Here is a 25,674-nt window from a genome sequence, read left to right as displayed (position 1 = left end):
CTTGCGCGCAGGCAACGGCCGGCTTCACGCACGGGCCTGCGACAGGCGTCACGCGACACGGCCGCTGCATCGCCCATTCATGTGAAAGCGGAGTGACGTCATTACCCTGTAGAACCCGCGCGCCGCGCCGTTACAGCGGTTGAAGGCCGCGTCGACGGGGCCATCCGAATCCACCTCGAACCGCGCCGCGAGCGCGACGATCATCAGGAGTCCCGTGTCATGCAGGTTATGGGCGCGACGCTGCGCAAGATCACTTTCAGGGACGGCATGACCGCCATGCTGTTCAGCCTGGCGCTCACCGCCGGCCTCGCACTGGCGCTCAAGTCGAGCGGCCGCGATATGTGGCAGGCCACCGATGCATTGATGCCGGTATTCGTCGGCGGCCTCGCGCAGGCCGCAGGCATCAACCCGGTGCGCAGCCCGTTGCTGCTCGCGATCGTCGCCGCCGGCGCCGCCGTGGTGATGATGCTGACCAAGCTGGCCCTCGGCCTGGTTTGATCCGCGAACAACGATGCATTCGACGGCCACCTCCGGGTGGCCGTTTTCGTATGCGCGCATTGCGAAGCAACTGAACGATTGCAACGTCGATTCACCGTGCTTTGGCGCGCCTGCACGCAGCGTGGCCCGGTCCTTCCACCGGAGCCCGCCATGGCCCGCAAGCCCACCAGTGCCGAGCAGCTCGCCACGCTGATCGAAGGCATCGACATCGCGATGTTCACCACCGTCGGGCCGGACGGATGGCTCGTCAGTCGCCCGCTGTCGACGCAGCAGGCGAGTTTCGATGGCGAGCGCCTGTGGTTCTTCACCGAAGCCGACAGCCCGAAGATCGGCGAGATTCGCCGCAAGAAGAAGGTCAACGTCGCCTACGCGTCGAAGGATTCGAACGTCTACGTGTCGGTGGCGGGCGAGGCGCGCATCAATCGCAACCGCAGCAAGATCGAATCGCTGTGGAGCGATGCGATGAAGGCGTTCTTCCCGAAGGGCGTGAACGATCCGAACCTCGTGCTGCTCGAAGTCGAAGTGCGCAGCGCCGAGTACTGGACCGGCCCGCGCACCGGCATCGGCAAGTTGCTCGCGTTCGTCGCCGCGCGCGTCACGAAGAAGGAAGAGCTGATGGGCGAGAACCGCATCCTCGACTTGCGCGACGGCACGCGTAAATCGGTGCGGCCGCCGTCCGACAAGTCCAAGGGCGGCCGCTCGAAGTCGGCGACGAAGAAAGCCGCGGCCGGCGTGCTCACTGGCAAGCGGGCGACCGCGCGCCGCACGTCGACGCTGCACTGAGCGGCTGCATCCGGAATGGGATCGAACGCGTACCGCTGTGGACGGCCCGTTCGCGCTTCGGCGCGCGCGGTTGTCGTCCGCCCCGAGGCGCCGGGCGTTCCTTCCCTCAACGGAGACATGTCGTGAAAGCACTGAACCTGATCACGCTGGTACTGGTCATCGTCGGCGGCATCAACTGGGGCCTGGTCGGCCTCTTCCAGTTCGATCTCGTCGCCACGCTGTTCGGCGGCCAGGACGCACCGCTCGCGCGGGTCGTCTATGTGCTCGTCGGTCTTTCGGCCCTGTGGCAGCTGATTCCGCTGTTCCGCGGTGGCCGGGTCGGAGAAGCGCGCGCACAAGCCGCGCGTTGATGTCAGAGGGATTGCCGGCCGCATCACGCGGCCGGCCTTTTTGACGCTAGGCCAGCGAGTGCACCGCGTCGTCGTCGCGGTCGCAGTGCACGAAGTTCACGACCACGCCATGCGCCTGCAGCACCGCGGCGAGCTGGCGCTGGCGCGATTCGAAATGACGATGCTGGCGCAACGCCTGCTGGCGGCAGTCGTCCGTCGTGCAATCAAGACCGACCGCATAACGCTTCTGCCAGGCCTGCGGCGAGAACAGCGCGATGCGTGCTTCGCCGTCCGCGTAATGGATCAGGGGTTCCGGCGGCTCGTCCAACCAGGCTTCGTCCAGCGGCGCGAGCAGCGCGGTTTCGATCAGCGGCCACAGCGGCGCGAGGCCGGCGTGTTCGTACTGCAGCGACGTCATCGCCGCGAGGTCGTGCACCGTGAGATAGCGCGCGTGTTCGACCTGCAGGCCGAACATCGACTGCGCCGCGAGCGCGGTGGCGGCGCCAGCCATGCCGCGTTCGAGCAACTCGTGCTCGAACAGATCGCCGACCGCCGATACCTGGTCGATGTCGCCGGTCAGCACGAATGGGACAAGTCGGAGCGGGCCGCCGCTGAAGTCGTCGCGCGGGCTCAATGCGCCCGGCAGACCGCCGTCGTGCGCGCCGAACGCGACGATGCGCGCGCGGTTGCGGCCCGGCGCACGTGCGGCGAGGTCGTCGAGTTCGCGGTGCAGCGGCCAGCCCGGTCGCAGCAGTTCCACCGGGTCGTAATGCGCGCCGACGACGACGAGCTCGAGCTCCGCCGCACCCGGCGCGAACGTCGCGAGATCAGCAGCGATCAGCGCGGCGAGTTCGCCGGCCTGCGCCTGGTCGAGTCGGTCGTGGCGCGCCGGCGCATCGCCCGGCACCTCGAGCGCGAGCGCGCCGAGCACGTGGAGGGCACCGGCGGGATTGGTCGCGTTCGTGGATTCGGTCATCAGTACGCTGGCGTGTGGTAGCGCTACACTCGCCGCATTATGCCCACGGCGCGCCGCGCGCCGCGTCGTCGCCATCTTCGAGGTCGCCATGCGCCAGTTCCGTCCCGTCGCCGTGCTCGGCGGCGTCCGCATTCCCTTCTGCCGCCAGAACACCGCGTATGCCGACGTCGGCAACCTCGGGCTGTCGGTGCGCACGCTCGGCGCCCTGGTCGAGAAGTACGGCCTGCAGGGCGCGCAGCTGGGCGAAGTGGCGATGGGTGCGGTCATCAAGCATTCGTCGGACTGGAACCTCGGCCGCGAAGCCGCGCTGTCGTCCGGCCTGTCGCCGCTGACGCCGGGCATCACCCTGCAACGCGCCTGCGGTACGTCGCTCGACACCGTGGTGCACATCGCCAACAAGATCGCGCTGGGCCAGATCGACTCGGGCATCGGCGGCGGTTCGGACACCACGTCCGACGTGCCGATCGTCTACGGCGCCAAGCTGCGTCGCCGCCTGCTCAAGGCCGCCGCGGCGAAGACGACGGGCGACAAGCTGCGCGCGTTCGCCGGTTTCTCGCCGCGCGAGCTGAAGCCCGATTTCCCCGGCGTCGCCGAGCCGCGTACCGGCAAGTCCATGGGCCAGCACTGCGAAGACATGGCGAAGGAATGGGCGATCCCGCGCGAGGCGCAGGACGAACTCGCCGTGGCGTCGCATCACAAGCTCGCCGCCGCGTACGACCGTGGTTTCTTCGACGATCTGGTCGTGCCGTTCCGCGGCGTGTCGCGCGACAACATCCTGCGTCCGGACTCGACGCTCACGAAGCTGGCGTCGCTCAAGCCGGCGTTCGATCGCACGAGCGGTCGCGGCACGCTCACCGCGGGCAATTCGACGCCGCTCACCGATGGCGCATCGGCCTGCCTGCTCGCGAGCAACGACTGGGCGCAGGCGCGCGGCATCGAGCCGCTGTGCTGGATCCGCGACGCGCATGTCGCGGCGGTCGACTTCGTCGCGGGCGAAGGCCTGCTGATGGCGCCGACGGTGGCGGTCGCCGAGATGCTGGTGCGCAACAAGCTCACGCTGCAGGACTTCGATTTCTACGAGATCCATGAAGCGTTCGCTGCGCAGGTGCTGTGCACGCTGCGCGCGTGGGAGAGCGAGACGTACTGCCGCGAGCGTCTGGGCCTGGAGCGCGCGTTGGGTTCGATCGACCCCGCGAAGATGAATCCGAACGGCTCGTCGCTGGCCACCGGCCATCCGTTCGCCGCGACCGGCGCGCGCATCGTCGCCACCGCTGCGAAGGAACTCGCGCAGCGCGGCGGCGGACGCTGCCTGATCTCGATCTGCACCGCGGGCGGCATGGGCGTGGTCGCCATCCTCGAGCGTTGATCCATCGACCGTGAAGGCGGCCGCGCGTGCGGCCGCTTCGCAACCCCGCTAAGGTCGGCCGGCCGTTGGTAACGGCACACCACCTTTCGGAGTCGCTGATGCGCCGTCGCCTCGTACTACCCGTCGCGCTGTTGTTGTTGACCGTCGCCTGCAGCAAGCACGACTCGGCGGCGGATTCGTCGATGGCGGCCGATGCCGGCGCCGCACGCGAATCCGCATCGGCGCCAGCCGCGGACGTGGAGCCCGCTCCGCCGGCGCAAGCCGTCGCCGCGGATGCCGCCGAAGCGGCGAAGCCAGGTGTCACCGGCCCCGGCGTCGATCCCGATGCCATGGGCTCGGCCGCGATGACCCAGCAGGTCGGCAGCCGACGTTTCATCCGCGCCGCGCAGGTCGAGGCGCAGGTGCGCGACGTGCAGCATGCCGCGGTGCGCATCGCCGACCTCGCCGCGTCGCAGGGCGGTTTCGTGACGCGCGACGATGTCAGCACCGGCATCGATCGCGTCGAACATCGTCCGCTCGGCAACGGCCGCCTCGTCGAACTGTCCACGTACACCGTGCGCGGCCAGCTGCAGGTGCGCGTGCCCAGCGATCGCACGCAGATGTTCCTGCGTTCGGTCGCCAGCGAGTTCGAGTTCCTCGACCGTCGTCATTACGAAGCGATGGATGCGCAGTTCGAACTGCTGCGTCGCCAGCTCGCGCGCGCACGGCACGACCAGGCGCAGGCCGCGATTGGCGACGCGAGCGCGCAGGGCGGCAAGCTCCAGGACAAGACCGCTGCGATCGAAGGCCGCGTCGAGCAGCAGACCCAGCGCGACGAAGCACTCATCGAACAACGCACGTTCGAAGACCGTGTCGAGTTCGCGACGCTGGATTTCGCATTGACGCAGCCGCAGCAGGTTCGACGCGCCGAACGTCCGGACGTCGACTCGATCCTGCGCAATGAGCGCCCGGGTTTCTTCTCGCGGCTTGGCACCGCGCTTGCCGACGGCGGACGTGGCCTGCTCGACGTGTTGATCGCGCTGATCGCGATCTGGCCGTTGTGGCTCGGTATTGCGATCGTCGTCATCGCGGTGCGCGCTTGGAAGCGTTCGCGCCGCGCATGATCGAACGCCTGCGCCGCCGGTGCATCGGCGACGCAGGCGCTCTCCCGCTAAGCGGTTACTGAAGTCGCGTGCTGCCGCGTGGATCGACCGTCGGATCGAGCGGTCGTGCGACGCGCGAATCGGGCGCGAGTTCGATCAAGCCATCGCCGCGCGTGCTGCGCAGCGCGTTCGCATAGGCGAGGCGCGCGCGCGAATCGTCGCTGTTCGCCGTGTAGCCGTGGCCCAGCAATTCCCAGGCTTCCGGACCCGCGCCGCGCTCGATCGCGGTGTGCAACGTGGTTTCCGCACCCGGCCAGTCGCCGTGCGCGTACTGCAGGCGCGCGCGGCTCAACAGCAGGCCCGGGCTGCCCGGATGCTGCGCGAGCCAGCGTTCCACGCGCGACGCACGCTCGTCGAGTCGACCGATCGACAGGCGCCCGTACAGCGCCGCGAGCGAATCGTCCCAATGCGCGTCGAGCGCCTGTTCGATCGCACGTGCTGCGGCGTCGTCCCAATGCAGTGCGGCCGCGCGTTCGGCGTACGCCGAGACGATCGCGGGGTCGTGGCGCAGCGACGACGGAATCGAATCCCAGCGCGACGCGAGCGCATTGCCATCGACCGCATTCGCCAGCGCACCGCGCGCGAGTCGTGCTTCCAGGCGCGGCAGGTCCGCCTGCGGCACGGCATCGGCCTTGCGCAGCGCACCGAGCATTCCGTAGGCCTCGTCGTAATGACCGGCATCGGCGAGCGCCTGCGCACGCAGTGCAAGGCCACGCGGAGGCAGCGGCTGAGCGTTCGGTGCGTCGAGCGCGGCGAGTGCATCCGTGGCGCGACCATGTGCGAGCGCGAGTTCGGCGAGCGCGACCGCACGCAACGCAGGATGCGAAGACGCGAGTCCATCGACATGCTGCTGCGCGATCGCGGGTTCGCCACGTGCAGCCGCGGCGCGCGCGGCGTGCACGCGGGCGATGGCCAGCGTGTCCGGGTCATCGATGTTTGCGAGCGAACGCTCGGCGCGGTCCCAGCGACCCAGGTGCAGGTCTTCCAGCGCGCCGCTCAGGCGCACGCGTTCGGCGCGCTCGCGGCGACGACGCAACGCGACACCGGGCGCTGCGATCAGGCGCGTGAGCAGCCACAGCCCGGCGAAGATCGCGAGGCCGACGGCGATCGCGCGCGGAATGGTGGTCGTGTAGTCATTGCCGCCGTAGCGCATGAGCACGAGGCCGGGTTCGGGCAACAGAACCTGCGCGGCGAGCGCGACGGCGAGGACGACGACCGTCCAGAGCAGCAGACTGCGGATGAACGACATGACGGACCCCGACGGGACGGCGATGACGTGCAGTCTCGACAGCGGCGGTGTGAGGTCCCGTGAAAAGCCGCTTCAGCGGCCGCTTCGGTTCAGCGCGGCGACAAGTTGCGCGGGTCGCGGGCCGTCTGCGATGGCGACGTCATCAAACCCGAGGCGTCTGGCATGCGCGGCCAGCCGTTCGCTTGCCGCGACCACGCGCGCACGTCGCAGTCGCGCGAGGTCGCCCGGTTCGAGTTGTTCGACAGCGAGGTCGAGCGCTTCGCCGCTGGACAGTGCGATCGCGAGGTAGCCGTCGACACCGCGCAACGCCCGCAGTCCCGTGCGCGGCAAACCGCACGGCTCGCGCGCATACACATCGGCCCGCAGCACGCGCGCGCCGCGCGATTGCAGCGCCGGCGCGAGCAGATCGCGTCCGCCCGGTGCGGTAACGAGGCCGACGCTGCGGCCCGCGATCGCATCGAACACCGGCAGTGCGAGCACGCCGTCGCTGTCCATGCGCGATGGTTTCACGACGTCACGAATCCCCGCGCGTCGCAACGCCTGTGCCGTGCCGTCACCGAGCGCGACCACGTTCGCTTTCGTATCGAGCGACTGCAACGCCTTTGCCGCCGCAACTGCATTCGGACTGGTAAACACGACGACGTCGCATGCGAGCGCATCGCGCAATGCAGTGCGTGTCGCGGCGTCGTCACGCATCACGATGCGCACCGGCGACAGAGCGATCACCGCGTGTCCGAATCGACGTGCGACGTCGCGCAGCCGCTGGTGTTGCCCGCGCGGCCGCAGCGAGATCACGTACCATCGCGGGCCCGTCGACAGGGAGTCGTGCATGACGCGCAGCTTCGCATACCGGCCGGTGTCGTCATGAGCACCGACGCGCTCGCGCATCTCGATGCGCACTACCAGGGCATGCCGCCCGTGCGTGCGTTGCAGGTGTCCATCGATGCGTTCGACGGTGAACGCCTGCGGCTGTCCGCGCCGCTTGCCGCCAACGTCAACGACAAGGGCTGTGCGTTCGGCGGTTCGCTCGCGTCGCTGATGACGCTCGCCTGCTGGGGTCGCGTCTGGCTCGCATTGAACGATGCCGAGCTCGACTGCGACATCTACGTCGCCGACAGCCGCATCCGTTACCTCGCACCGCTGTACGACGATCTCGTCGCCGAAGCCTCGCTGGGCGACGACGCGTCGTGGAGCGATTTCATCGCGACGATTCGCGCGAAGGGCCGCGGCCGCATCGACCTCGTCGCGCGCGTCGACCTGCCCGACGGCCGCCCCGCGACCACGTTCGATGCCCGCTTCGCCGCCATCGTGCGCGCACCGGGCGGCTGAACCGGCGCCCACGCCACCGCCGTTGCGCGACCCCGTCCGCTGTCCCGGCGCTGCGAACGGCCCTAGGATCGGCGCATCCGGGGAGACCACCATGCGCCGACTGCTTCGCTACCTGCCGCTCCTGCTGCTGCTCGTCGTCGGCCTCGCGTCGGCCGGCCCTGCCCAACGCGCGCTTCCGCCGGCGCAGGACGCCTGGGCCGCCGCCATCCGCTGGGGTGATTTCGAGGGCGCGGTGAACCTCATCGACCCGACCCTGCGCGCCACGCAGGCGCCGAGTTCGATCGAAGCCGCGCGCTACCGCCAGGTGCAGATCTCCAGCTACCACGACGCCGGCGCCAGCGTGGACTTCCGGACCGGGCGTGCGGTGCGCGACGTGCAGATCGGCGTGATCAACCGCAACACGCTCGCCGAGCGCACGGTCCGCTACCGCGAAACCTGGCGCTGGGACCCGCAGGCCAAGGCGTGGTGGATCACCAGCGGCCTGCCGAATCTCTGGACCGGCGACTGAGGCCCTCGCGCCGGCCGGAGCGCGGCCCGCGCATGCGACAATCCGCGCCCGTTTCCGTGGGCCGCACGTCGTGAACTTTCAGGAAGTCCTCGATTTCGCAGGCCGCCACTCGTTCTACGCGATCGCGTTCGTCGTTCTGACGGTCGCCATCATCGCCACCGAGCTCGCGCGGCTGTTCCGTCCGTACAAGGCACTCACCCCCGCGCAGCTGACCGCACTGGTCAACCGCGAGGACGCGCTGGTCGTCGACCTCTCCGCGAGCGGCGATTTCGAGAAGGGCCACATCGCCGGCAGCCGCAACGTGCAGGCCAGTTCGTTCGGGCCGGACCACAAGGTGCTGGGTGCCGCGAAGGAGCGGCCCGTGGTCGTCGTCTGCCGCACGGGGCAGGGTTCCGCCGACGTCGCCGGGAAGCTCAAGAAGGGCGGATTCGCGCACGTGCACTGGCTCGACGGCGGCATCGCGGCGTGGCAGCAGGCGGGTCTTCCGCTGGTGAAAGGCCGCGCCTGACCGGGAGGTGCGGCGCATGCGTCGTGCCATAATCCCGCTCCTTTCGCTTTCGAAATTCGTGCCGGAGCACGCGCCATGACCGAAGAGATCCAGAACGACGCCGAGTTCGGCGCCACCGACGCCGCAGAGGCCACCGGTCCGTCCTTCACCGTCGAGAAGATCTACGTCAAGGACGTGTCCTTCGAAGTTCCGGGCGCGCCGGCGGTGTTCAACGACCAGACGCAGCCGCAGCTGCAGATGAACCTCAACCAGCAGGTCACGCGCCTCAACGACGCGGCCTTCGAGGTCGTGCTCGGCATCACCCTGACCTGCCTGGCCGACGACAAGCCGCTCTACCTCGCCGAAGTGAAGCAGGCCGGCGTGTTCGGCCTCGCCGGTTTCGACGCGCAGACGCTTGATGCCATGCTCGGCACGCACTGCCCGAACGCGCTGTACCCGTACGCGCGCCAGCTGATCTCCGACCTCATCCAGGCCGGTGGCTTCCCGCCGTTCCTGCTGCAGCCGCTGAACTTCGAAGGCCTGTACGCCGAGGGTCTCCGCCAGCGCATGACGCAGGGCCTCGAGTCGTCCGAGGCGGTCGGCAACGCCTGATCCGGGATGGCCGGATCCGAAGTGGAACACGCTGACCAACCGCACGCGCCCCGGCGCGTCGCGGTGCTCGGCGCAGGCTCCTGGGGCACCGCGCTCGGCGCACTGATGGCCCGCAACGACGAAGTCGTGACCCTCTGGGGTCGCGACGTCGATGTGCTGCAGGCGATCGATACGGCGCACGAAAACCCGCGCTACCTGCCGGGCGTCGTATTGCCCGACGCGCTGCGCGCGACCAGTGACCTCGCCACCGCGCTGCGCGACGCCGACCTCGTGCTCGTCGTCGTGCCGTCGCATGCATTCGCCGAAACCCTGCGCGCGCTCGCGCCGCATCGTCCCGCGCATGCGGGCGTCGCATGGGCGACGAAGGGCTTCGAGCCGGGAAGTGGTCGGTTCCTGCACGAGGTCGCGGCCGACGTGCTGGGCGCCGACGTGCCGCTCGCCGTGGTCACCGGCCCGTCGTTCGCCAAGGAAGTCGCGCAAGGTCTGCCGACCGCGCTCACCGTGCATTCGGACGACGCCGACTTCGCGCAGGTCGTCGCCGAAGCGCTGCACGGCCCGGCATTCCGTGCCTACACGGGCGACGACATGCTCGGCGCCGAACTCGGCGGGGCGATGAAGAACGTACTTGCGGTGGCGACCGGCGTCGCCGACGGCATGCAGCTCGGACTCAACGCGCGCGCTGGCCTGATCACGCGCGGGCTCAACGAGATGCTTCGCCTCAACCAGGCGCTGGGCGGCAAGGCCGAAACGCTGATGGGCCTCGCCGGCCTCGGCGATCTGGTGCTGACGTGCACCGGCGACCTGTCGCGCAATCGCCGGCTCGGCCTCGCGCTCGGTCGTGGGCAGTCGATCGAGGCCGCTGTGCGCGAGATCGGGCAGGTGGTGGAATCGGTGCAGACCGCCGACGAGGTCATGCGCCAAGCGGAACGTGCGGGCGTTGAACTGCCGATCTCCAGCGCAGTGCGCGCCGTGCTGCACGGCCAGCTGACGCCCGCCGACGGCCTGCGCCAGTTGCTGTCGCGGGAGCAGAAACCCGAGTACCCGACAGGCCTGTTCGGCTGATCGACGAATTCGTCGTACGCATAAAAAAAGCCCGGCCGAAGCCGGGCTTTTTCGTTCGCGATGTCGCTGCGATCAGAAGCTCGCGCGGACGCCAACGTTGTAGCGGGTGTAGCCATCACCGGCCACGAGCTCACCGACGATGCCCCAGGTCGGGTTGATCTTGGCCTGCACGCCCAGCGTGCCCGAGAAGTCGCCGCCGAAATCGCCGCCGTCCTCGTAGTTCGCCTTCAGCCAGCCCTCGAAGTGCGGGTTGAACGCGCCCCGCACGCCGACGCTGGCGCGCGCGCCGTCGCCAACGGTGGAGAAGCCCGCGTCGGAGACCTTGACCTCCTTGCGCGCATAGCCGATCTCGGCATTGAGCTCGGCGCGCTCGCCGGCCGGCATCGACCAGCCCACGCCGATGTTCGATTCGTTGGCATCGATGTCGGTGCCGTAATCGTTGTTGGTGCCGCGGGCGTAGCCGCCGAACACGTAGTAGCTCTGCGCGAAGCCGACCGAGCCGCGGATGTAGCCGCCGTCGAAATCGGTGTCGCTGCCCAGGTCGCTGCTGGTATTGAGGCCGAGGCGCGTCCAGCCGCCTTCGACGTAGGTATGGGAAACGACTTCGGCCGCGGAGGCGGCGAACGGAGCGGTTGCCAGCGCAAGGGCCAGCACGAGCATCTTCTTCAAGGAAATCCCCTGTTTTATTAGTTTTGTTTTGTCGACCACGGCGAGCCGTGGTCACACAATATTAACAAAACCGTCACGCGAGCAAAAGAAAAGCCCGGCCGAAGCCGGGCTTTTGCACTCACGAGTCGGGGGAGAGAGGACTCGAGTCGTGAATCAGAACGAGATGCGCGGGCCCACGAACCACTGGGTGTCGCCGCCGTCGGCGAACTTCACGTCGGCGTTGATGCCCCAGGTCGGGTTGAACTTCACCAGCGCGCCGACGCGGCCGTAGAAGTCGCCGTCGAAGTCCTGGTAGTCCTCGTAGCCGGCCATCGCGTAGGCCTCGAAGTTCGGGTTGACCGCACCGCGGACGCCTGCCTCGACGCTGTAGCCGTTGCCGTCGACGCCCTGGCCGGCGTCGAACTTCTCGTAGGCGACGCGGGTGACGAGGTCGAGCTTCGGGTTGATCTCGCGGTTGTAGCCCAGACCCAGGCGCCACTGGTCGAGGCTGATGTCGGTGTCGCTGATGTCGACCTTCGAGTAGCCGCCGAACACGCTGAAGTTCGGGTTGATCGCGCCGGAGCCGTTGAGCGCCCAGCCGTCGGCATCGTTGTTGGTGCCGGTGTGGCCGGCGTCGACGCGGGTGTAGCCGCCTTCGACGTAGTTGTACGAGACGCCCTCGGCTGCGGAGGCGGCGAACGGCAGGGCGGCGAGCAGGGTCAGAGCGAGGAGGGTGCGCTTCATGAGGGGTCGATCCTTTGAAATTGTTCTTGTTGGTCGGACGTCCGGCTCGATCGGCCGGTGCGGGGGAGTATCCGGAGCCCGTTCGAACGGATCCTTAATCCTGAACCAGCCGGTTTAGGAACTTCTCAGATAGACGATGGTCGGCCGCCGGATTCCATGCGGTGGCGTATGACGCGGCGCGTCAAATTCCGTCGCAGCCGACCAGACGGTGGTGACCCGTTTGGGTCGCGCCGGTCGATCTAGAGGGACGCCGGTGCGTATGCCGGCGAGCTGCCAGCGCCGCGGGAAAATGTAAAAGCCACGTGAAAAACATGGCTCGGCGGCCGCGGGAAGACCGCGCGACGCTGGTCTATCGGCCAAACCGTGACGTGTTTGGCACGAGATGTGCAAATCGCGTGAAGGCGCCGCAGGACGGCGTCGCGATTCGGCTCGCCGGATCGCGGATGCGACGGGGCACTCCCGCCGCTTCCGGCCGCGTGGGTCGTCGACCCGGGGAAGCGCGGTTTCCGAGATCCGGCAGCTCCCGTTGCCTCGCCGACCGGCCGAAAGCCGGTTCGTTCCGACGAGCGAAACCCGATGACCCTTTCGAATGCACCGCGTCGCCCGGCGCCCATGACCTGCGTCGATGACCGCGGTTGGCTGGCGCGAGTTTCACGCGCCGTCGCGTCGGCCCGTCTGCTGGCGATCACGTTGATCATCAGCACCGCGACGCTTGCGACCATGCCGGACGCGCACGCGCAGCGCGCGTTCGCACGGCGCTTCCCGGCAGTGGGCGCGCAGGCGTTCACGGTGAAGGGCGACATCCGCCTCATCGGCAACCACACGCTGACGTGTGACCCGGCCAGTGCGACGACGGGCGCGGCATGCGCAACCGCGCTGACCAGCCCGACTACGGGCCGCAACAATGACTTCGCGGCAGTCGCAGTCAACGTCGATGCCGACGGCGGGAACAACATCAATTCGAGCTCGGCGACGCTGACGCTGCCCGCGGGCGCGGTTGTGCGGTTCGCCGGCCTGTACTGGGGCGCGGACAACACCGACGCCGTCGCGCGCACCACCGTGCGCCTGCGTGCGCCGGGGCTCGGCTACACCACGCGTACCGCGAGCCTCGTCGACACCGTGGCCGGGACCAACGGCTACCAGTCGTTCGCCGACATCACGTCTGTCGCCGCCGCGCAGGGAAGTGGTGTCTACACCGTCGCCAACGTCGCGCAGACGGTGGGCGGCACCGGTCACTGGGGCGGCTGGACCATCGTCGTCGCCTACGAAGACCCGAACGGCACGCTACGCAACCTGTCCGTGTTCGACGGCCTGGTCTACGGCAACGGCACGCCGGCATTCCAGGACATCAACATCTCGGGCTTCTACACGCCGATCTCGGGCACGGTGAACACCAATCTCGGGCTCGTCGTTTACGACGGCGACCGCGGCCAGTCCGACGGCGGCAACTCGCTCGAATTCGGTGCGACGACCGCGGCGCTCAACGCCGTGTCCGACGCGTCCAACCCGGTCAACGACGTCTGGAACAGCTCGATCTCGTTCGAAGGCACGCCGGTTACCGCGGGCCGCACGCCGGCAGCGACGAACCTGCTCGGCATCGACATCGACAACATCAAGCCCGCGACGCCGCTGCCCTACGGCAGCACCACCGCGGTGCTGCGCGTCCGCGCAACGAGTGGCGACGTGAACTACCAGGGCGTCGTGACGCTCGCGACCGACGCATTCGAACCCGAAATCGTCACGTCGTTCACCAAGACCGCGACGAACGACAACGGCACGACGTCATTCCATCCGGGCGACGTGGTGACGTACACGATCGGCCTGACGAACCGCGGCAACGACAACTCCACCAACACGCGCATCTCCGATCCGCTGCCGGTGGGCGTGACCTACGTTCCCGGCTCGCTCGAGGTCGTGGGGGGCGCGAACGTCGGCGCCAAGACCGATGCAAGCGGCGACGACGAAGCCGACTACGTCAGCGCGACGCGCACGATCAATTTCCGCGTGGGCTCCACTGCGAACGCATCGACCGGCGGCGTGATCGCGCCCGCCGCGGGCACGCAGGTGCGCTTCAAGGTCACGATCGATCCAGTGTCAAACGGCAGCACGCTGTCGAACGTCGCCAACGTCAATTACGTCAGCAGCACGAGCGGCGCCGCAGGCTCCGGCAGCACCACGCCATCGACGTTCAGCGTCAGCAACCAGGCCGACGTTTCGATCGCGTTCGCGAACGTGCCCGCGACCGCGACGCCGAACAGCGCGATCACCTACGACCTCAACGTCGCGAGTGCCGGCCCCGATCCGGCCAACGGCGCGACCGTCACGTACGACGTGCCGAACGCGCTCACCGGAGTGAGCATCACCTGCGCCGCTTCGGGCGGCGCGGTGTGTCCGTCCACTGCCGGCCTCACCGACCTCAGTGCGCTTGCGATTCCGACCTTCCCGAGCGGCGGCGCAGTCGTGTTCACCATCAGCGGCACCACGCCGGCCGGCGGCACGCTCGCCAGCACCGCGACCGTTGGCATGCCCGCGGGCGTCGCGGATCCGACACCGGCCAACAACACGGCGTCGGCATCGACTGTCGTGACGTCACCGGCCGATGTCAGCGTCACGAATGTCGTCGCGACGCCGGGCCCGTACCTCGCCGGCCAGAACGTGACGTACACGATCACGGTCACCAATGCGGGCCCCGGCACGTCTTCGAATGTCTCGCTGTCCGATGCGCTGCCTACGGGCACGACCTTCGTGTCGTTGTCGACGCCGGGCGGCTGGTCGGCAACCACGCCGGCCGTGGGCACCAACGGTTCGATCAACGCGACGATCGCGTCATTCGCGAGCGGCGCAAGCGCAGTGTCCACGCTGGTTGCGCGCATCGATCCATCGACGTCGAACGGCGTCGCGATCGTCGACACCGCGACTGTTTCGGCCGCAACGCTTGACCCGGACAACACCAACAACAGCGCGACCGCGAACTTCGTGGTGTCGGCAGGCGCCGACATCTCGATGACGAAGACACTCGTCACCGTGGGGCCGTACTACGAAGGGCAGGACCTGCAGTACACGCTGGTCGTCGCCAACGCGGGTCCCGCCACGGCGACCAACGTGCAGGTCACGGACACGCCGACCAACCTGACGATCACCAACGTGTCGGGAGCGGGCTGCACTGCGCTTCCGTGCACGATCGCGTCTCTGGCATCGGGCGCGAGCGCGACGATCGACGTCACCGCCGTGGCGGTACCCGGAACGTTCGACAACGCCGCCTCGGTGAGCGCGAACGAAGCGGACCCGACGCCGGGCAACAACAGCGACACCACCGGCAACGGCGGCACCGCGATGGCGGCGATGGACCTCGCGGTCACCAACGTGCTGACCAGTGCATCGCCGGTGCAGGCCGGCGGGCAGGTGAGCTACACGATCACCGTCACCAACAACGGCCCGTCCACCGTGCCGGGCGCGACGCTTGAAGAAACCATGCCGGCGCAGCTCACCGGCGTGACCTGGTCGTGCGCCTCCGGTTGCGCGACGTCGGGCGGCACCGGCGACATCAACACTGCGATCGATGTGCCGGTCGGCGGCAGCATCACGATCTTCGTGACCGGCACCGCGCCGACGACCACGCCGTCCACGATCGGCATAGTGACCGCGACGGTGACGCCATCGTCGTTCGCGATCGACACCGACCTGACCAACAACTCCGCATCCGCACCCGCGGTGACTGTGAGCGCACTCGCGATCGATGCGATCGACGACGCCGGAAGCACCGGTGGGGCATCCGGCGGCATCGCGATCGCCAACGTGCTCGGCAACGACACGTTCGACGGCGCAGCCGCGACCATGGCCAGCGTCACGCTTGACGTGGTCACGCCCGCCTCCAACCCGAACGTCGCACTCGATACGACAACGGGCACGGCCACGGTCGCGCCCGGCACGCCATCCGGCACGTACACGATCACGTACCGCATCTGCGAAACGGCGAACCCGGGCAACTGCGATACCGCGACGGCGACAGTCAACGTCACGTCCGCAACGCTGGTCGCCAATGGCGACGCCGGCACGGCGAACGGTCAGGCGGGCGGCACCGCGGTCGCGAACGTGCTCGGCAACGACACGCTCAACGGCGGCGGCGCGAACGCTTCCAACGTCACGCTGACCCAGGTGTCCACCAGCAACCCGGGCGTCACGCTCGACACCACGACCGGCGCGGTCGGCGTCGCGCCGGGTACGCCCGCCGGCACCTACACGTTGACGTATCGCATCTGCGAAACCATCAACCCGTCGAACTGCATGACGGCGACCGTTACCGTCACCGTCACCGCGGCGGTCATCGACGCCGTGAACGACACCGCGGGCCCGATCGACGGCAGTGCAGGTGCGACCGCGGTGGCGAACGTGCTTGGCAACGACACGGTGGGCGCGACGCCGGCAACGACGTCCAACGTCACCGTGACGCCGACCAGCAACGGCCCGCTCACGCTCAATGCGAACGGCACGGTCGACCTCGCGCCGAACACGGCCGCCGGCACGTACACGCTCACGTACCGGATCTGCGAGCAGCTCAATCCGACCAATTGCGATACCGCGACGTTGACGGTGAGCGTCTCGGCTGCGGCGATCGCGGCCAATGACGATGCACCGCCGGCGATCGTCGGCGCGACTGGCGGCAGCGCCATCACGAACGTGCTCGCAAACGACACGCTCGGCGGCGGCACGCCGACGCTCGCGGACGTCACATTGACGCAGCTGTCGTCGACGAACCCCGCCATCACGCTCGACGCCTCGACCGGTGCGGTCAGCGTCGCACCGGGCACGCCGGCCGGCACGTACACGGTCGTCTACAGGATCTGCCAGCAGCTCAATCCGACCAACTGCGACACCGCAACGGTGACCGTCATTGTGTCCGCGGCGGCGATCGATGCGGCGAACGACACCACGGCGCCGATCGACGGCGTCGCGGGTAACCCGTCGGCCATCAACGTGCTCGGCAACGATGCGTTGAACGGCGCAGTCGCCACGACGGCGAACGTCACGCTCACGCAGGTCGCGACGTCGAACGCGGGCGTTACGCTCAATGTAGCCACCGGCAACATCGCCGTTGCGGCCGGCACGCCCGCTGGCACGTACACCGTTACGTATCGCATCTGCGAGCAGCTCAACCCGTCTAACTGCGACACCGCGACGGTCACCGTCAACGTCATCGCGCCGGCACTTGCCGCCAGCAACGACGTCGGAACGACGAAGCAGAACACCGCCACGGTAATTGCGGTGCTCGGCAACGACACCATGGCGGGAACGGCGGTTGCCAACAACGCGGTCGCGGTTACCGTCACCACTGCGCCGACCCACGGCACGGCCGTCGTCAACGCGAACGGCACGGTCACGTACACGCCGGCGACGAACTACAGCGGCATCGACAGCTTCATCTATCGCATCTGCGACGTCGTCAACCCGACCGTGTGTGCGGACGCGACGGCGAACCTCATCGTTACGCCGAACCTCATCGACGCGATCGACCAGGCGCTGAACACGCCGCAGACCGGCCCGGTGGTGATCGACCCGATGCGCACGACGATCAACGGTGGCGGTGCGCCGCTGGATCCGACGTCGCTGCAGGTGGTCACGCCTCCCACCAACGGCAGCGTGGTGGTGAACCCGAACGGCACGCTGACCTACACGCCGAGCGCGCTGTTCTTCGGCACCGAGAAGTTCCGCTACCGCATATGCGACCGCTCCGCGCCGGCGCCGGTGTGCGACATCGCCACGGTGGCGATCACGGTTGCGATGCAGGCGCCGCAGCTGCGCCTGGTCAAGACGGTGCCCTCGCGCAGCGTGCATGTCGGCGACCTCGTCCGTTACACGATCGTCGTCGAGAACACCGGCATCTCGCCGGCGAACGGCGCGACCGTGATCGACACGCCGCCCGCCGGCTTCACCTACGTCGACGGCTCGCTGAGCGTCGATGACGCGGACGACCGTTTCGTACTCGCCGGTACGCAGCCGATCCGCATCAGTGGCATCGACGTACCGGTCGGCGGTCGCGCGACCATCGTCTACGTCCTGCGCGTCGGCGCAGGTGTCGGCCGCGGCGCGCACACGAACTCGGTGAGCGCGACCGATTCCACCGGTAGCACCGTGTCCAACACGGCCACCGCCGACGTCACCGTCGAAGGTGATCCGACGATGGACGACTCGCTGATCCTCGGCACGGTGTTCGTCGATCGCAACCGCGACGGCGTCCAGCAGCCCGACGAGCCGGGACTGCCCGGCGTGCGCATCGCGTCGGTCGAAGGCCTCGTCATCGAAACCGACGTGCAAGGCCGTTACCACGTGGCCGGCATCCAGGCATCCCACGCCCTGCGCGGCAGCAACTTCGTGCTGAAGGTCGACGCGGCCACGTTGCCGCCCGGTGCCGCGTTCACCACGTCCAACCCCTTGGTTCGCCGCATCACGCCGGGCATTCCGGTGCGATTCGACTTCGGCGTCGCGCTGCCCGAAGGCAGCGACGCGTCCGACACCGCCACGCGCTGAGACACGAGCACATGAACCTGAAAATGAAGCTGCTCGATCTCGCGCTGATCGGCATCCTGTACACCGGCGCCGTCGCGCCGGCATTCGCGGCGCAGGCGACCGCTACGGCGTCGTCGACGTCCGCGTCCGACCAGGCCGCACTGGTGCGTGCCGGTCGCTATGCGGTCAACCTGCCCGGCGGCGGCGTGGTATGGGCGACGGAAGATCCGACGCTCGCGCCTCCACGGCTCAGCGTCACCGCCGGCGGCACGACGCCGTTCGACGGCCGTCGTATCACACGCCCCGTGCAGTTCCAGGGCGCGACCAACTACCCGGCGTTCATCGAGCGCATGGAGATCGTGGTCTATCGCGCGAGCGACGAAGACCTGGTGACACCGCTCGCGACGATTGCACTTCCCGTCGGCAGCATGCCGAAGGCGGAATGGGACGGCGCGTTGCCGGCGAACCTCTCGCTGAAGGCCGGCGATTCGCTGCGCTACGTCACGCGTGCGTATGACAAGCGCGGCGTGCTCGACGAAACGTATCCGCAACTGTTGCAGCTGGTCACGCCGGACGACTACGAGCGCGGCGTGCAGGCCACGCGCAACACGGTCGAGCGCGATCGAGGGCAATCCGTGTCGGGCGACGAGGCGCAGTCGCTGCACCTGCAGGCCGATGCATCGTCATCGAACGGCCTACGACTGCAGAACATCGCGATCCACGGCTCGCGCGTGCGGTTGTACGGCCGCGACGTGCCGCACGGCGCGCGTGTCGCCGTCAACGACGAGCCGGTGCAGGTGGCGCAGGACGGCACGTTCGCCGCCGAGTTCCTCGAGCCGGTCGGCACGCATCGCTACGAGATCGCTGCAGGCACAGACGCCACGGCGACGCAGCCGCTGGTCGTCGATGTCACCGGTCGGTATCTGTTCCTGGTCGCACTCGCCGACGTCACGCTGTCGCAGTCCGGCGGCGGCGATCACATCGAGCCACTTGCCGGCGACGAGAAGTTCGACGACGGCTTCATGAAGGACGGCCGGCTCGCGTTCTATCTCAAGGGCAAGGTGAAGGGGAAATACCTCGTCACCGCGCAGGCCGATACCGAAGAACGCGAACTCGATCATCTGTTCGACGGCTTCCTCGATGCGCGCCCGACCGACGTGTTCCGTCGCCTCGACCCGGATGCGTACTACCCGGTGTACGGCGACGACTCCACCACGACGCGCGATGTCGACACGCAGGGCAAGCTCTACGTGCGCGTGGACTGGGATCGCAGCCAGGCGCTGTGGGGCAACTTCGCCACCGGTTTCAGCGGCACGGAATACGGCCAGTACCAGCGCTCGCTGTACGGCGCTGCGCTGAACTACGCATCGCGCGCGAGCACAGCGCTCGGCGAGCCGCGTACGCTGCTGCGCGCATTCGGCAGCGAAGCGCAGAGCGCGCCCGGCCACACCGAGTTCCTCGGCACCGGTGGCTCGCTGTACTACCTGCGTCATACCGATCTGCTGCCGGGCTCGGACCAGATCGTGCTGGAGGTGCGCGACGTGCGCACCGGCCGTACCGAAGCGCGCGTCACGCTGCAGCGCGGCGCCGACTACGACATCGACGAACTGCAGGGCCGCATCATCCTCGAGCGCCCGCTCGCGCAGATCACGCGCGAGAACGTGCATACGCTGACGCGCGACGAGCCGCTGGACGGCTACGAGCAGATCCTGCTGGCCGACTACGAATACGTGCCGACCGGTTTCGACGCCGGCCATGCCGGCACCGGCGTGCGCGCGAAGCAGTGGATCGGTGACCACGTCGCGGTCGGCGGCACCTACGTCGACGAGAACCGCGAGGGCGACGACTACCGGCTCGCCGGTGGCGACCTCACCCTGCAGGCTGGTCGCGGCACGTACTTCAAGGTCGAGCAGCACCGCAGCGATTCCACCGCGGCGCCGGTGTTCTATTCGGACAACGGCGGCCTGAGCTTCGCGCTGCGCAACCCGGTGCTCGCCGAGCGTTCGGGAACCGCGACGGCGGTCGAGGCGCGGGCGAACTTCAAGGAACTGGGCTGGAGCTCGCGCGACTGGACCGTCGGTGCATGGCATCGCGATGTCGATGGCGGCTTCTCGGTCGCGCGTTTCGACACGGCGATGGCAACAACGGAAAGCGGTGCCGAGTTCACCGGTCAGATCGGCGAGCGCTTCGATCTGTTCGGCCGCGCGTCGCATGCCGAGCGCGGCACGTCCACGCTGGACGACGCGCAGATCACCGGCAGCTGGCGCATCAGCGATGCCGATCGCCTGGGCATGGAAGTGCGCCGCGTGCGCGAGCGCGACGCCGGCGTCGACCAGAAGGCCGTGCTCGCGGCACTGGAATACCGACGCCGCGTGAGCTCGTCGCTCGAGTTGTACGGCAACGGGCAGGCCAGCTTTGGCGAGGATGGCGGCTACGCGACCAACAACCGCGCGACCCTCGGCGGCAAGTATCTGTTCGGCAACCGCTCGAATGTCGGCGCCGAGATCAGCGACGGAACCCGTGGGCAGGCGGCGCAGCTCAACGGCGAATACCGGCTGAGCGATGAGCATTCGGTCTATGGCGCGTACACCTACAGCACCGATACGACGGCTTCGCGCGTCGCTAGCGAGTTCGACCGCGCGCTCAGCAACGGCTGGACGCTCGGCCAGCGCTGGCGCCTGTCGAACCAGCTCAACGTCTACAACGAGAGCCAGTCGATCCGTTCCAGCACCGGCGACGAGGGCGTGACGCATACGCTCGGCATGGACGTGTATCCGGCGGACGGCTGGCAGCTCGGCTTCACGGTGATGGAGGGACACCTCGCAGCCACCACCGGCGACGTCGATCGCCACGCATACAGCGTCAGCGCGGGCCGCACCGATCCGCGCACGCAGTGGTCGAGCAAGCTCGAATACCGTCGCGATACCGGAGCCGAACAGCGCACGCAGTGGGTCACCACCAATCGCCTGCTGTACCGCGTCAATGAAGACTGGCGCATCGCCGCGCGCGTCAACTATTCGGATACGGACGACCGCCTGAACGTCGCCCGCGGCGCGCGCCTGGCGGAGAGCAACCTCGGTTTCGCATGGCGTCCGCACGACACCACGCGCTATGCATTGTTCGGCAAGTACACCTACCTGCTCGACCAGGCATCGCCGGGCCAGGAGGGCGGCGCGCAGTACGATCAGCGTTCGCAGGTGCTGTCGCTGGAAGGCGTAGTGCAACTCGGTGATCGCTGGAGCCTTGCGCCGAAGCTGGCCAGCCGCTGGGGCGACTATCGCCTGGGTCGCGGCGAAGGCGCGTGGCTGGACAGTCGCGCGGACTTCGGCGCGGTGCAGTTGCGCTACCACCTGCCGAAGAACTGGGACGCGCTCGCCGAACTGCGCCAGCTCGACGTGCAGGACGGCGGCACGCGTCGTGGCGGCCTGATCGGTGTCGACCGGCAGCTCGGCGACAACTTCAAGATCGGCGTCGGCTACAACTTCACCGACTTCAGCGACGACCTCACCGACCTCGACTACGACCACCACGGGTTCTTCCTGAATCTCGCAGGCTTGTACTGATCCCCTGGGAGGCCTTGCTCTCCACTCGACGCCGCCGGTTTCCGGCGGCGTTGTTTTTGCTGACACCAGTGCCGCTTGGACACCCTGCTGACACGCGCCGCCGTGCAATCGCGTTTTCCTGGCGGAGCGCGACGATGGCGAAGGTGCTGGTTCTCTACTACTCGGCGTACGGGCACATCGAGGCGATGGCGAACGCGGTCGCCGAGGGCGCGCGCGAGGCCGGCGCGCAGGTCGACATCCGCCGCGTGCCGGAACTCGTGCCCGAGGAGGTCGCGCGCAACTCGCATTACAAGCTCGACCAGCCCGCGCCAATCGCGACGGTCGACGAGCTGCCGAACTACGACGCGATCATCGTCGGCGTGGGCACGCGCTTCGGGCGCATGGCGTCGCAGATGTCGAATTTCCTCGACCAGTGCGGCGGTCTGTGGGCGCGCGGCGCGCTCAACGGCAAGGTCGGCGCTGCATTCACTTCGACCGCGACGCAGCACGGTGGTCAGGAGACGACGCTGTTCTCCATCATCACCAACCTGCTGCATTTCGGCATGGCGGTGGTCGGCCTGCCGTACAGCTTCCAGGGCCAGATGCGACTCGACGAGATCACCGGTGGCGCGCCTTATGGTGCGACGACGATCGCGGGCGGCGACGGATCGCGGCAGCCGTCCGCGAGCGAACTCGACGGCGCCCGCTTCCAGGGGCGTGAGGTCGGGCAGCTCGCAACGAAAATCTTCGGCTGATCAGGTGCCGATCGCCGGCTTGGCGATCATCAGCCAGAAAATCGCGAGGAACGCGAACAGCGCGGGCACGCCGAGCAGCACCCAGGCGCGGAACGTGCGCCAGTAGGCGGGTGGCAGCGGCGTGCCGTCGGCGAGCGCTTCGCGTGCGAGGTCGCGCAGGCGCATCTGCAGCCACACCACTGGAAGCCAGCAGATGATCGCGACGGCATACAGCCCGACCGACCACTTCAGCCAGCCGGCGGAAAACGGAATGCCGATGCGATGCGCGAGCCACGCGCCGGTCAGCGGTTGCAGCACGGCGGTGGTGGCGGTGAACAGCCAGTCGGCGACGACGACCCAGCGCGTCACGCTCGCCACGACGCGCACATCGCGGCCCAGCGTCGTCACCAGCAGGTAGAACGCGGTGCCGACGCCGGTGCCGAACAGGAACGTCGCCGACAGCACGTGCAATGTCTTGATGAGGAAGTAGTCGTTCATGGGCGACGGTCCAGTGCGTGCAGAAGCACGAGCGCGGCGGCGATCGGGATGTTCTTCAGCACCGGTCCGAACGGATGCAGCCAGAACTCCGGAAGCGCAATGGTGATGATCAGCGTGTACGCCGCGATGAGCAGCATTGCCGCGATGTAGACTGGACCGCGTCTTATTGGCAGCAGCATCGCGATGCCGAGCAGCAGATCGATCGTCGCCCCCGAATACACAGCCACGTTGGCGAGTGTGCCGGTGAGGCCGAGCGGTGCAACGAGTTCGCGGCTGGCATCCAGCGGATACAGTCCGAACGACAGCAGCGCGGTGACGAGGAACACGATCGCGATCGACACGCGCAGCATTGGCAGCCCCCAGCGCAGTTGCGCGTCGCGTCGCGTCATCGCGCGAAGCGCGGCGGGCACGAACGTCGACGCGGCACGCGGTGCGCGTCCGAGCAGTGCAGCGAAACCGTCGGCCGGCGCGCAGTTGCCACGCTCGAGCATCGCGATGGTTTCCGGTTCGACCAGCGAGCCGGGCACGTGCTGCATCGCATGTGCCGACATGCGCACCAGCGGCATCGGCACGGGAATGACACGCAGCGCGCCCAGCCCGAGCGAGCGACGCAACGTGTCGAGGTAGCCGCGCAACGTCATGCATTCAGGCCCGACCGCCGCGACGAGCCGCGGCGGATCATCCGCTTCGAGCGCACGCACGATCGCGTCGATCACGTCATCCAGATGCACCGGCGCGACCTGCTGCACGCCGCCGCCCGGCAGCGACGCGAACGGCAGCGTTGCCAGCATCAGGAACATGCCGGCGCTCGCGCCCTGCGGTGCGAACACGACGGATGGCTGCACGATCGTCGCATGTAGCGGCAGCGCGAGCAGATGTCGGTCGGCAGCGCGTTTCGACAGGTGATAACGACTGGCGGCGTCATCGCCCGCACCGAGCGCGGACACCTGCACGACGCGACGAACACCCGCGTCGACGCAGGCATCAAACAGTGCACGCGGCGTGGCGTCGTGCAACGAGGCGAACGGTTGCGAGCCGCTTTCGCGCAGGATGCCGGCAGCGTTGACGACCGCATCGATGCCATTCAATCGCGACGTCCACGCAGCCGCATCGGTATCGCGTGCGAAATCCACCGCGACCGCATCGAGCGACGGCCAGCGCCGCTTCGCCGCAGCGACGTCGCGCACGGCCGGCACCGGCACGTGGCCGCGCGCCAGCAGCGTGTCGACGATCGCACTGCCGATGAAGCCGGTCGCTCCGGTAACCAGAACTCGCATGTCCGATCTCCTGCGGTGGTCGCACGCTACACGGGTGCTGCGTAGCCGGGAGTCGATACGAGCGCGGCGGCGCGACAGATGCGGTTATGCGCCGCCGGCATACCCTTGTTGACGCCACGCTTCGAACACCGTCACGGCGATCGCGTTCGACAGGTTCAACGAACGCACGCCCGGCCGCATCGGAAGCCGCAGGCGCTGTTCCGCGGGCAGTTCATCGAGCACGTGGTCCGGCAGACCGCGCGTTTCCGGGCCGAACAGGAACGCATCGCCTTCGCGATAGGCCGGCGTGTCGAAGCGAACCGTGCCGCGCGTGCTGAAGGCGAATACGCGCAATGCATCGCCGTGCATGTCGCGGAGATGCGCGAGTGCCGAGTCGAGATCGCGATGCACCTTCACCATCGCGTACTCGTGGTAGTCGAGCCCGGCGCGACGCAGCTGCTTGTCGTCCATGTCGAAACCCAGCGGTTCGACGAGATGCAAACGCGCGCCCGTGTTCGCGCACAGACGGATCGCGTTGCCGGTGTTTGGCGGAATCTCGGGCTCGTAGAGGACGACGTCGAACATGCGCGCATTATCGCTGTCGCGCCGCCGCGCTCACCACGGCAGCGGCTTGCCCTGCCAGTCGAGGAACGAGCCGGACGTCGCCGCGTCGAGCCGATCGATCACCTGCAACAGCCCGCGCACCGAATCGGCGGGTGCCACCGGTGCCTGCTCGCCGCCCATGTCGGTCTGTACCCAGCCCGGATGCAGCGACACCACCGCGATGCCGCGTTCGCCCAGCGACGCCGCGAGAAGCCGCGTCACCATGTTCAGCGCCGCCTTGCTGATGCAGTAGGTCGGCGTGCCGAAGCGCGTGGTGTTGGCGATCGAGCCGAGCTGCGAGGTCATGTTCGCGACCTTCGCGCCGTCGGCGAGCAACGGCGCCACCGCCTGCGTCAGCAGGAAGGGGCCCATCGCATTGGTGCGGAAGCTGTCCTCGAGGTTCTTCGCGGGTACCTGCCCGAAGCGCTCGCCGGAATGCAGCAGGCCCGCGTTGTTGATCAGCAGGTGCAGGCGCTCGTCGCCGAGCACCAGCGGCAACTCGCGCGCGACTTCGGTTTCGGATTTCGGATCCATCACGTCGAGCGGGAACACATGCAGGCGCCCCGGATGTTCGGCGACGAGGCGATTGAGGTCGTGCGCCTGCGCCGGGTGGCGCGCGGTGGCGATCACGTGGTCGCCGCGGGCGAGCAGCTGGCGGACGTATTCCAGCCCGATGCCGCGGTTGGCACCGGTGACCAGGACATTGCGACGGGGCATTGGCGGACTCCGTTCGGGGGAATCGCCCGACTCTAGCCGGCAACGCGTTCATGCAGCGGGCAGGACCTTCGGCCGGTCCCGTGCGGG

At 68.3% G+C, this 25,674-nt stretch carries 22 protein-coding genes and 1 pseudogene; 13 read left to right on the top strand and 10 right to left on the bottom strand.

What is annotated here, in order from left to right; translation table 11 throughout:
* Positions 1-48 precede the first annotated feature (48 nt).
* Positions 49-204: a hypothetical protein gene (locus ACVWZN_RS11765; RefSeq protein ID WP_456953971.1), complete on the bottom strand. Its 156-nt coding sequence runs from the start codon at positions 202-204 to the stop codon at positions 49-51.
* 24 nt (positions 205-228) lie between these two features.
* Between ACVWZN_RS11765 and ACVWZN_RS11760 the strand changes: the two genes are divergently transcribed.
* From ACVWZN_RS11760 to ACVWZN_RS11750, 3 genes and pseudogenes are all read left to right on the top strand, one after another.
* The gene (locus ACVWZN_RS11760; protein ID WP_456953970.1) at positions 229-498 is read left to right on the top strand and encodes a hypothetical protein; all 270 of its coding nucleotides are present in this window, start codon (positions 229-231) and stop codon (positions 496-498) included.
* 150 nt (positions 499-648) lie between these two features.
* Positions 649-1,143: pseudogene (locus tag ACVWZN_RS11755) on the top strand (pyridoxamine 5'-phosphate oxidase family protein); the annotation flags it as partial.
* Positions 1,144-1,403: 260 nt separating this feature from the next.
* Positions 1,404-1,631 (top strand): DUF378 domain-containing protein, encoded by a 228-nt coding sequence (locus ACVWZN_RS11750; protein ID WP_027081604.1) that lies wholly within the window; start codon positions 1,404-1,406, stop codon positions 1,629-1,631.
* Between the two features lie 46 nt (positions 1,632-1,677).
* Here ACVWZN_RS11750 and ACVWZN_RS11745 read toward each other — a convergent pair whose 3' ends face one another.
* Positions 1,678-2,586 (bottom strand): hypothetical protein, encoded by a 909-nt coding sequence (locus ACVWZN_RS11745; RefSeq protein ID WP_456953969.1) that lies wholly within the window; start codon positions 2,584-2,586, stop codon positions 1,678-1,680.
* Positions 2,587-2,674: 88 nt separating this feature from the next.
* Here ACVWZN_RS11745 and ACVWZN_RS11740 point away from each other — a divergent pair, with 88 nt between their 5' ends.
* Together ACVWZN_RS11740 and ACVWZN_RS11735 are read left to right on the top strand one after the other, a co-directional pair.
* Positions 2,675-3,952 (top strand): acetyl-CoA C-acetyltransferase, encoded by a 1,278-nt coding sequence (locus ACVWZN_RS11740; RefSeq protein ID WP_456953968.1) that lies wholly within the window; start codon positions 2,675-2,677, stop codon positions 3,950-3,952.
* A gap of 98 nt (positions 3,953-4,050) precedes the next feature.
* Entirely contained in the window at positions 4,051-5,055 is a 1,005-nt protein-coding gene (locus ACVWZN_RS11735) for a DUF4349 domain-containing protein (RefSeq protein WP_456953967.1), read from the top strand.
* A gap of 55 nt (positions 5,056-5,110) precedes the next feature.
* On the opposite strand, the gene ACVWZN_RS11730 is transcribed toward ACVWZN_RS11735, so the two are convergent.
* Together ACVWZN_RS11730 and ACVWZN_RS11725 are read right to left on the bottom strand one after the other, a co-directional pair.
* A complete protein-coding gene (locus ACVWZN_RS11730) occupies positions 5,111-6,343 on the bottom strand; it encodes a heme biosynthesis HemY N-terminal domain-containing protein (RefSeq protein WP_456953966.1) in 1,233 nt (410 codons plus the stop codon).
* 72 nt (positions 6,344-6,415) lie between these two features.
* Complete coding sequence (locus ACVWZN_RS11725) at positions 6,416-7,174, bottom strand: uroporphyrinogen-III synthase (protein WP_456953965.1); 759 nt, start codon at positions 7,172-7,174, stop codon at positions 6,416-6,418.
* A 33-nt stretch (positions 7,175-7,207) separates the two neighbouring features.
* Between ACVWZN_RS11725 and ACVWZN_RS11720 the strand changes: the two genes are divergently transcribed.
* The 5 genes from ACVWZN_RS11720 to ACVWZN_RS11700 all read left to right on the top strand — a co-directional run bounded on the left by ACVWZN_RS11720 (position 7,208) and on the right by ACVWZN_RS11700 (position 10,341).
* On the top strand, positions 7,208-7,672 hold the full coding sequence (locus ACVWZN_RS11720; protein WP_456953964.1) for a YiiD C-terminal domain-containing protein: 465 nt from the start codon (positions 7,208-7,210) through the stop codon (positions 7,670-7,672).
* 91 nt (positions 7,673-7,763) lie between these two features.
* The gene (locus ACVWZN_RS11715; protein ID WP_456953963.1) at positions 7,764-8,180 is read left to right on the top strand and encodes a hypothetical protein; all 417 of its coding nucleotides are present in this window, start codon (positions 7,764-7,766) and stop codon (positions 8,178-8,180) included.
* A 70-nt stretch (positions 8,181-8,250) separates the two neighbouring features.
* Positions 8,251-8,688: a rhodanese-like domain-containing protein gene (locus ACVWZN_RS11710; RefSeq protein WP_456953962.1), complete on the top strand. Its 438-nt coding sequence runs from the start codon at positions 8,251-8,253 to the stop codon at positions 8,686-8,688.
* 75 nt (positions 8,689-8,763) lie between these two features.
* A complete protein-coding gene (gene secB, locus ACVWZN_RS11705) occupies positions 8,764-9,279 on the top strand; it encodes a protein-export chaperone SecB (protein ID WP_027081612.1) in 516 nt (171 codons plus the stop codon).
* Positions 9,280-9,285: 6 nt separating this feature from the next.
* Positions 9,286-10,341, top strand: coding sequence for an NAD(P)H-dependent glycerol-3-phosphate dehydrogenase (locus ACVWZN_RS11700; protein ID WP_456953961.1), 1,056 nt, complete (start codon positions 9,286-9,288; stop codon positions 10,339-10,341).
* 72 nt (positions 10,342-10,413) lie between these two features.
* On the opposite strand, the gene ACVWZN_RS11695 is transcribed toward ACVWZN_RS11700, so the two are convergent.
* A complete protein-coding gene (locus ACVWZN_RS11695) occupies positions 10,414-11,001 on the bottom strand; it encodes an outer membrane beta-barrel protein (protein WP_456954762.1) in 588 nt (195 codons plus the stop codon).
* Between the two features lie 162 nt (positions 11,002-11,163).
* Positions 11,164-11,733, bottom strand: a complete 570-nt coding sequence (locus tag ACVWZN_RS11690) for an OmpO family porin (RefSeq protein WP_456953960.1) — start codon at positions 11,731-11,733, stop codon at positions 11,164-11,166.
* 576 nt (positions 11,734-12,309) lie between these two features.
* Between ACVWZN_RS11690 and ACVWZN_RS11685 the strand changes: the two genes are divergently transcribed.
* The 3 genes from ACVWZN_RS11685 (at position 12,310) to wrbA (ending at position 22,534) form a co-directional block, all read left to right on the top strand.
* Positions 12,310-18,258 carry an Ig-like domain-containing protein gene (locus ACVWZN_RS11685; RefSeq protein ID WP_456953959.1) on the top strand — a complete coding sequence of 1,983 codons (5,949 nt, stop codon included), beginning with the start codon at positions 12,310-12,312 and terminating at the stop codon, positions 18,256-18,258.
* An 11-nt stretch (positions 18,259-18,269) separates the two neighbouring features.
* The gene (locus ACVWZN_RS11680) at positions 18,270-21,800 is read left to right on the top strand and encodes a hypothetical protein (protein WP_456953958.1); all 3,531 of its coding nucleotides are present in this window, start codon (positions 18,270-18,272) and stop codon (positions 21,798-21,800) included.
* A gap of 134 nt (positions 21,801-21,934) precedes the next feature.
* Positions 21,935-22,534, top strand: a complete 600-nt coding sequence (wrbA, locus tag ACVWZN_RS11675) for an NAD(P)H:quinone oxidoreductase (protein ID WP_456953957.1) — start codon at positions 21,935-21,937, stop codon at positions 22,532-22,534.
* Here the strand turns inward: wrbA and ACVWZN_RS11670 are convergent, their stop codons facing one another.
* The 4 genes from ACVWZN_RS11670 to ACVWZN_RS11655 all read right to left on the bottom strand — a co-directional run bounded on the left by ACVWZN_RS11670 (position 22,535) and on the right by ACVWZN_RS11655 (position 25,587).
* The gene (locus tag ACVWZN_RS11670) at positions 22,535-23,011 is read right to left on the bottom strand and encodes a DUF2269 family protein (RefSeq protein ID WP_456953956.1); all 477 of its coding nucleotides are present in this window, start codon (positions 23,009-23,011) and stop codon (positions 22,535-22,537) included.
* On the bottom strand, positions 23,008-24,288 hold the full coding sequence (locus tag ACVWZN_RS11665) for an SDR family oxidoreductase (RefSeq protein WP_456953955.1): 1,281 nt from the start codon (positions 24,286-24,288) through the stop codon (positions 23,008-23,010). Before ACVWZN_RS11665 ends, ACVWZN_RS11670 begins: the two co-directional genes overlap by 4 nt.
* A gap of 84 nt (positions 24,289-24,372) precedes the next feature.
* Entirely contained in the window at positions 24,373-24,852 is a 480-nt protein-coding gene (locus ACVWZN_RS11660; RefSeq protein ID WP_456953954.1) for a tRNA (cytidine(34)-2'-O)-methyltransferase, read from the bottom strand.
* 30 nt (positions 24,853-24,882) lie between these two features.
* The gene (locus tag ACVWZN_RS11655; RefSeq protein WP_456953953.1) at positions 24,883-25,587 is read right to left on the bottom strand and encodes an SDR family oxidoreductase; all 705 of its coding nucleotides are present in this window, start codon (positions 25,585-25,587) and stop codon (positions 24,883-24,885) included.
* Between the last annotated feature and the right edge of the window lie 87 nt (positions 25,588-25,674).

The organism is Lysobacter sp. HA35, assembly GCF_054061195.1.
Note: the sequence above shows the minus strand (reverse complement) of the source record. Positions and strands in the feature narration are given on the sequence as shown.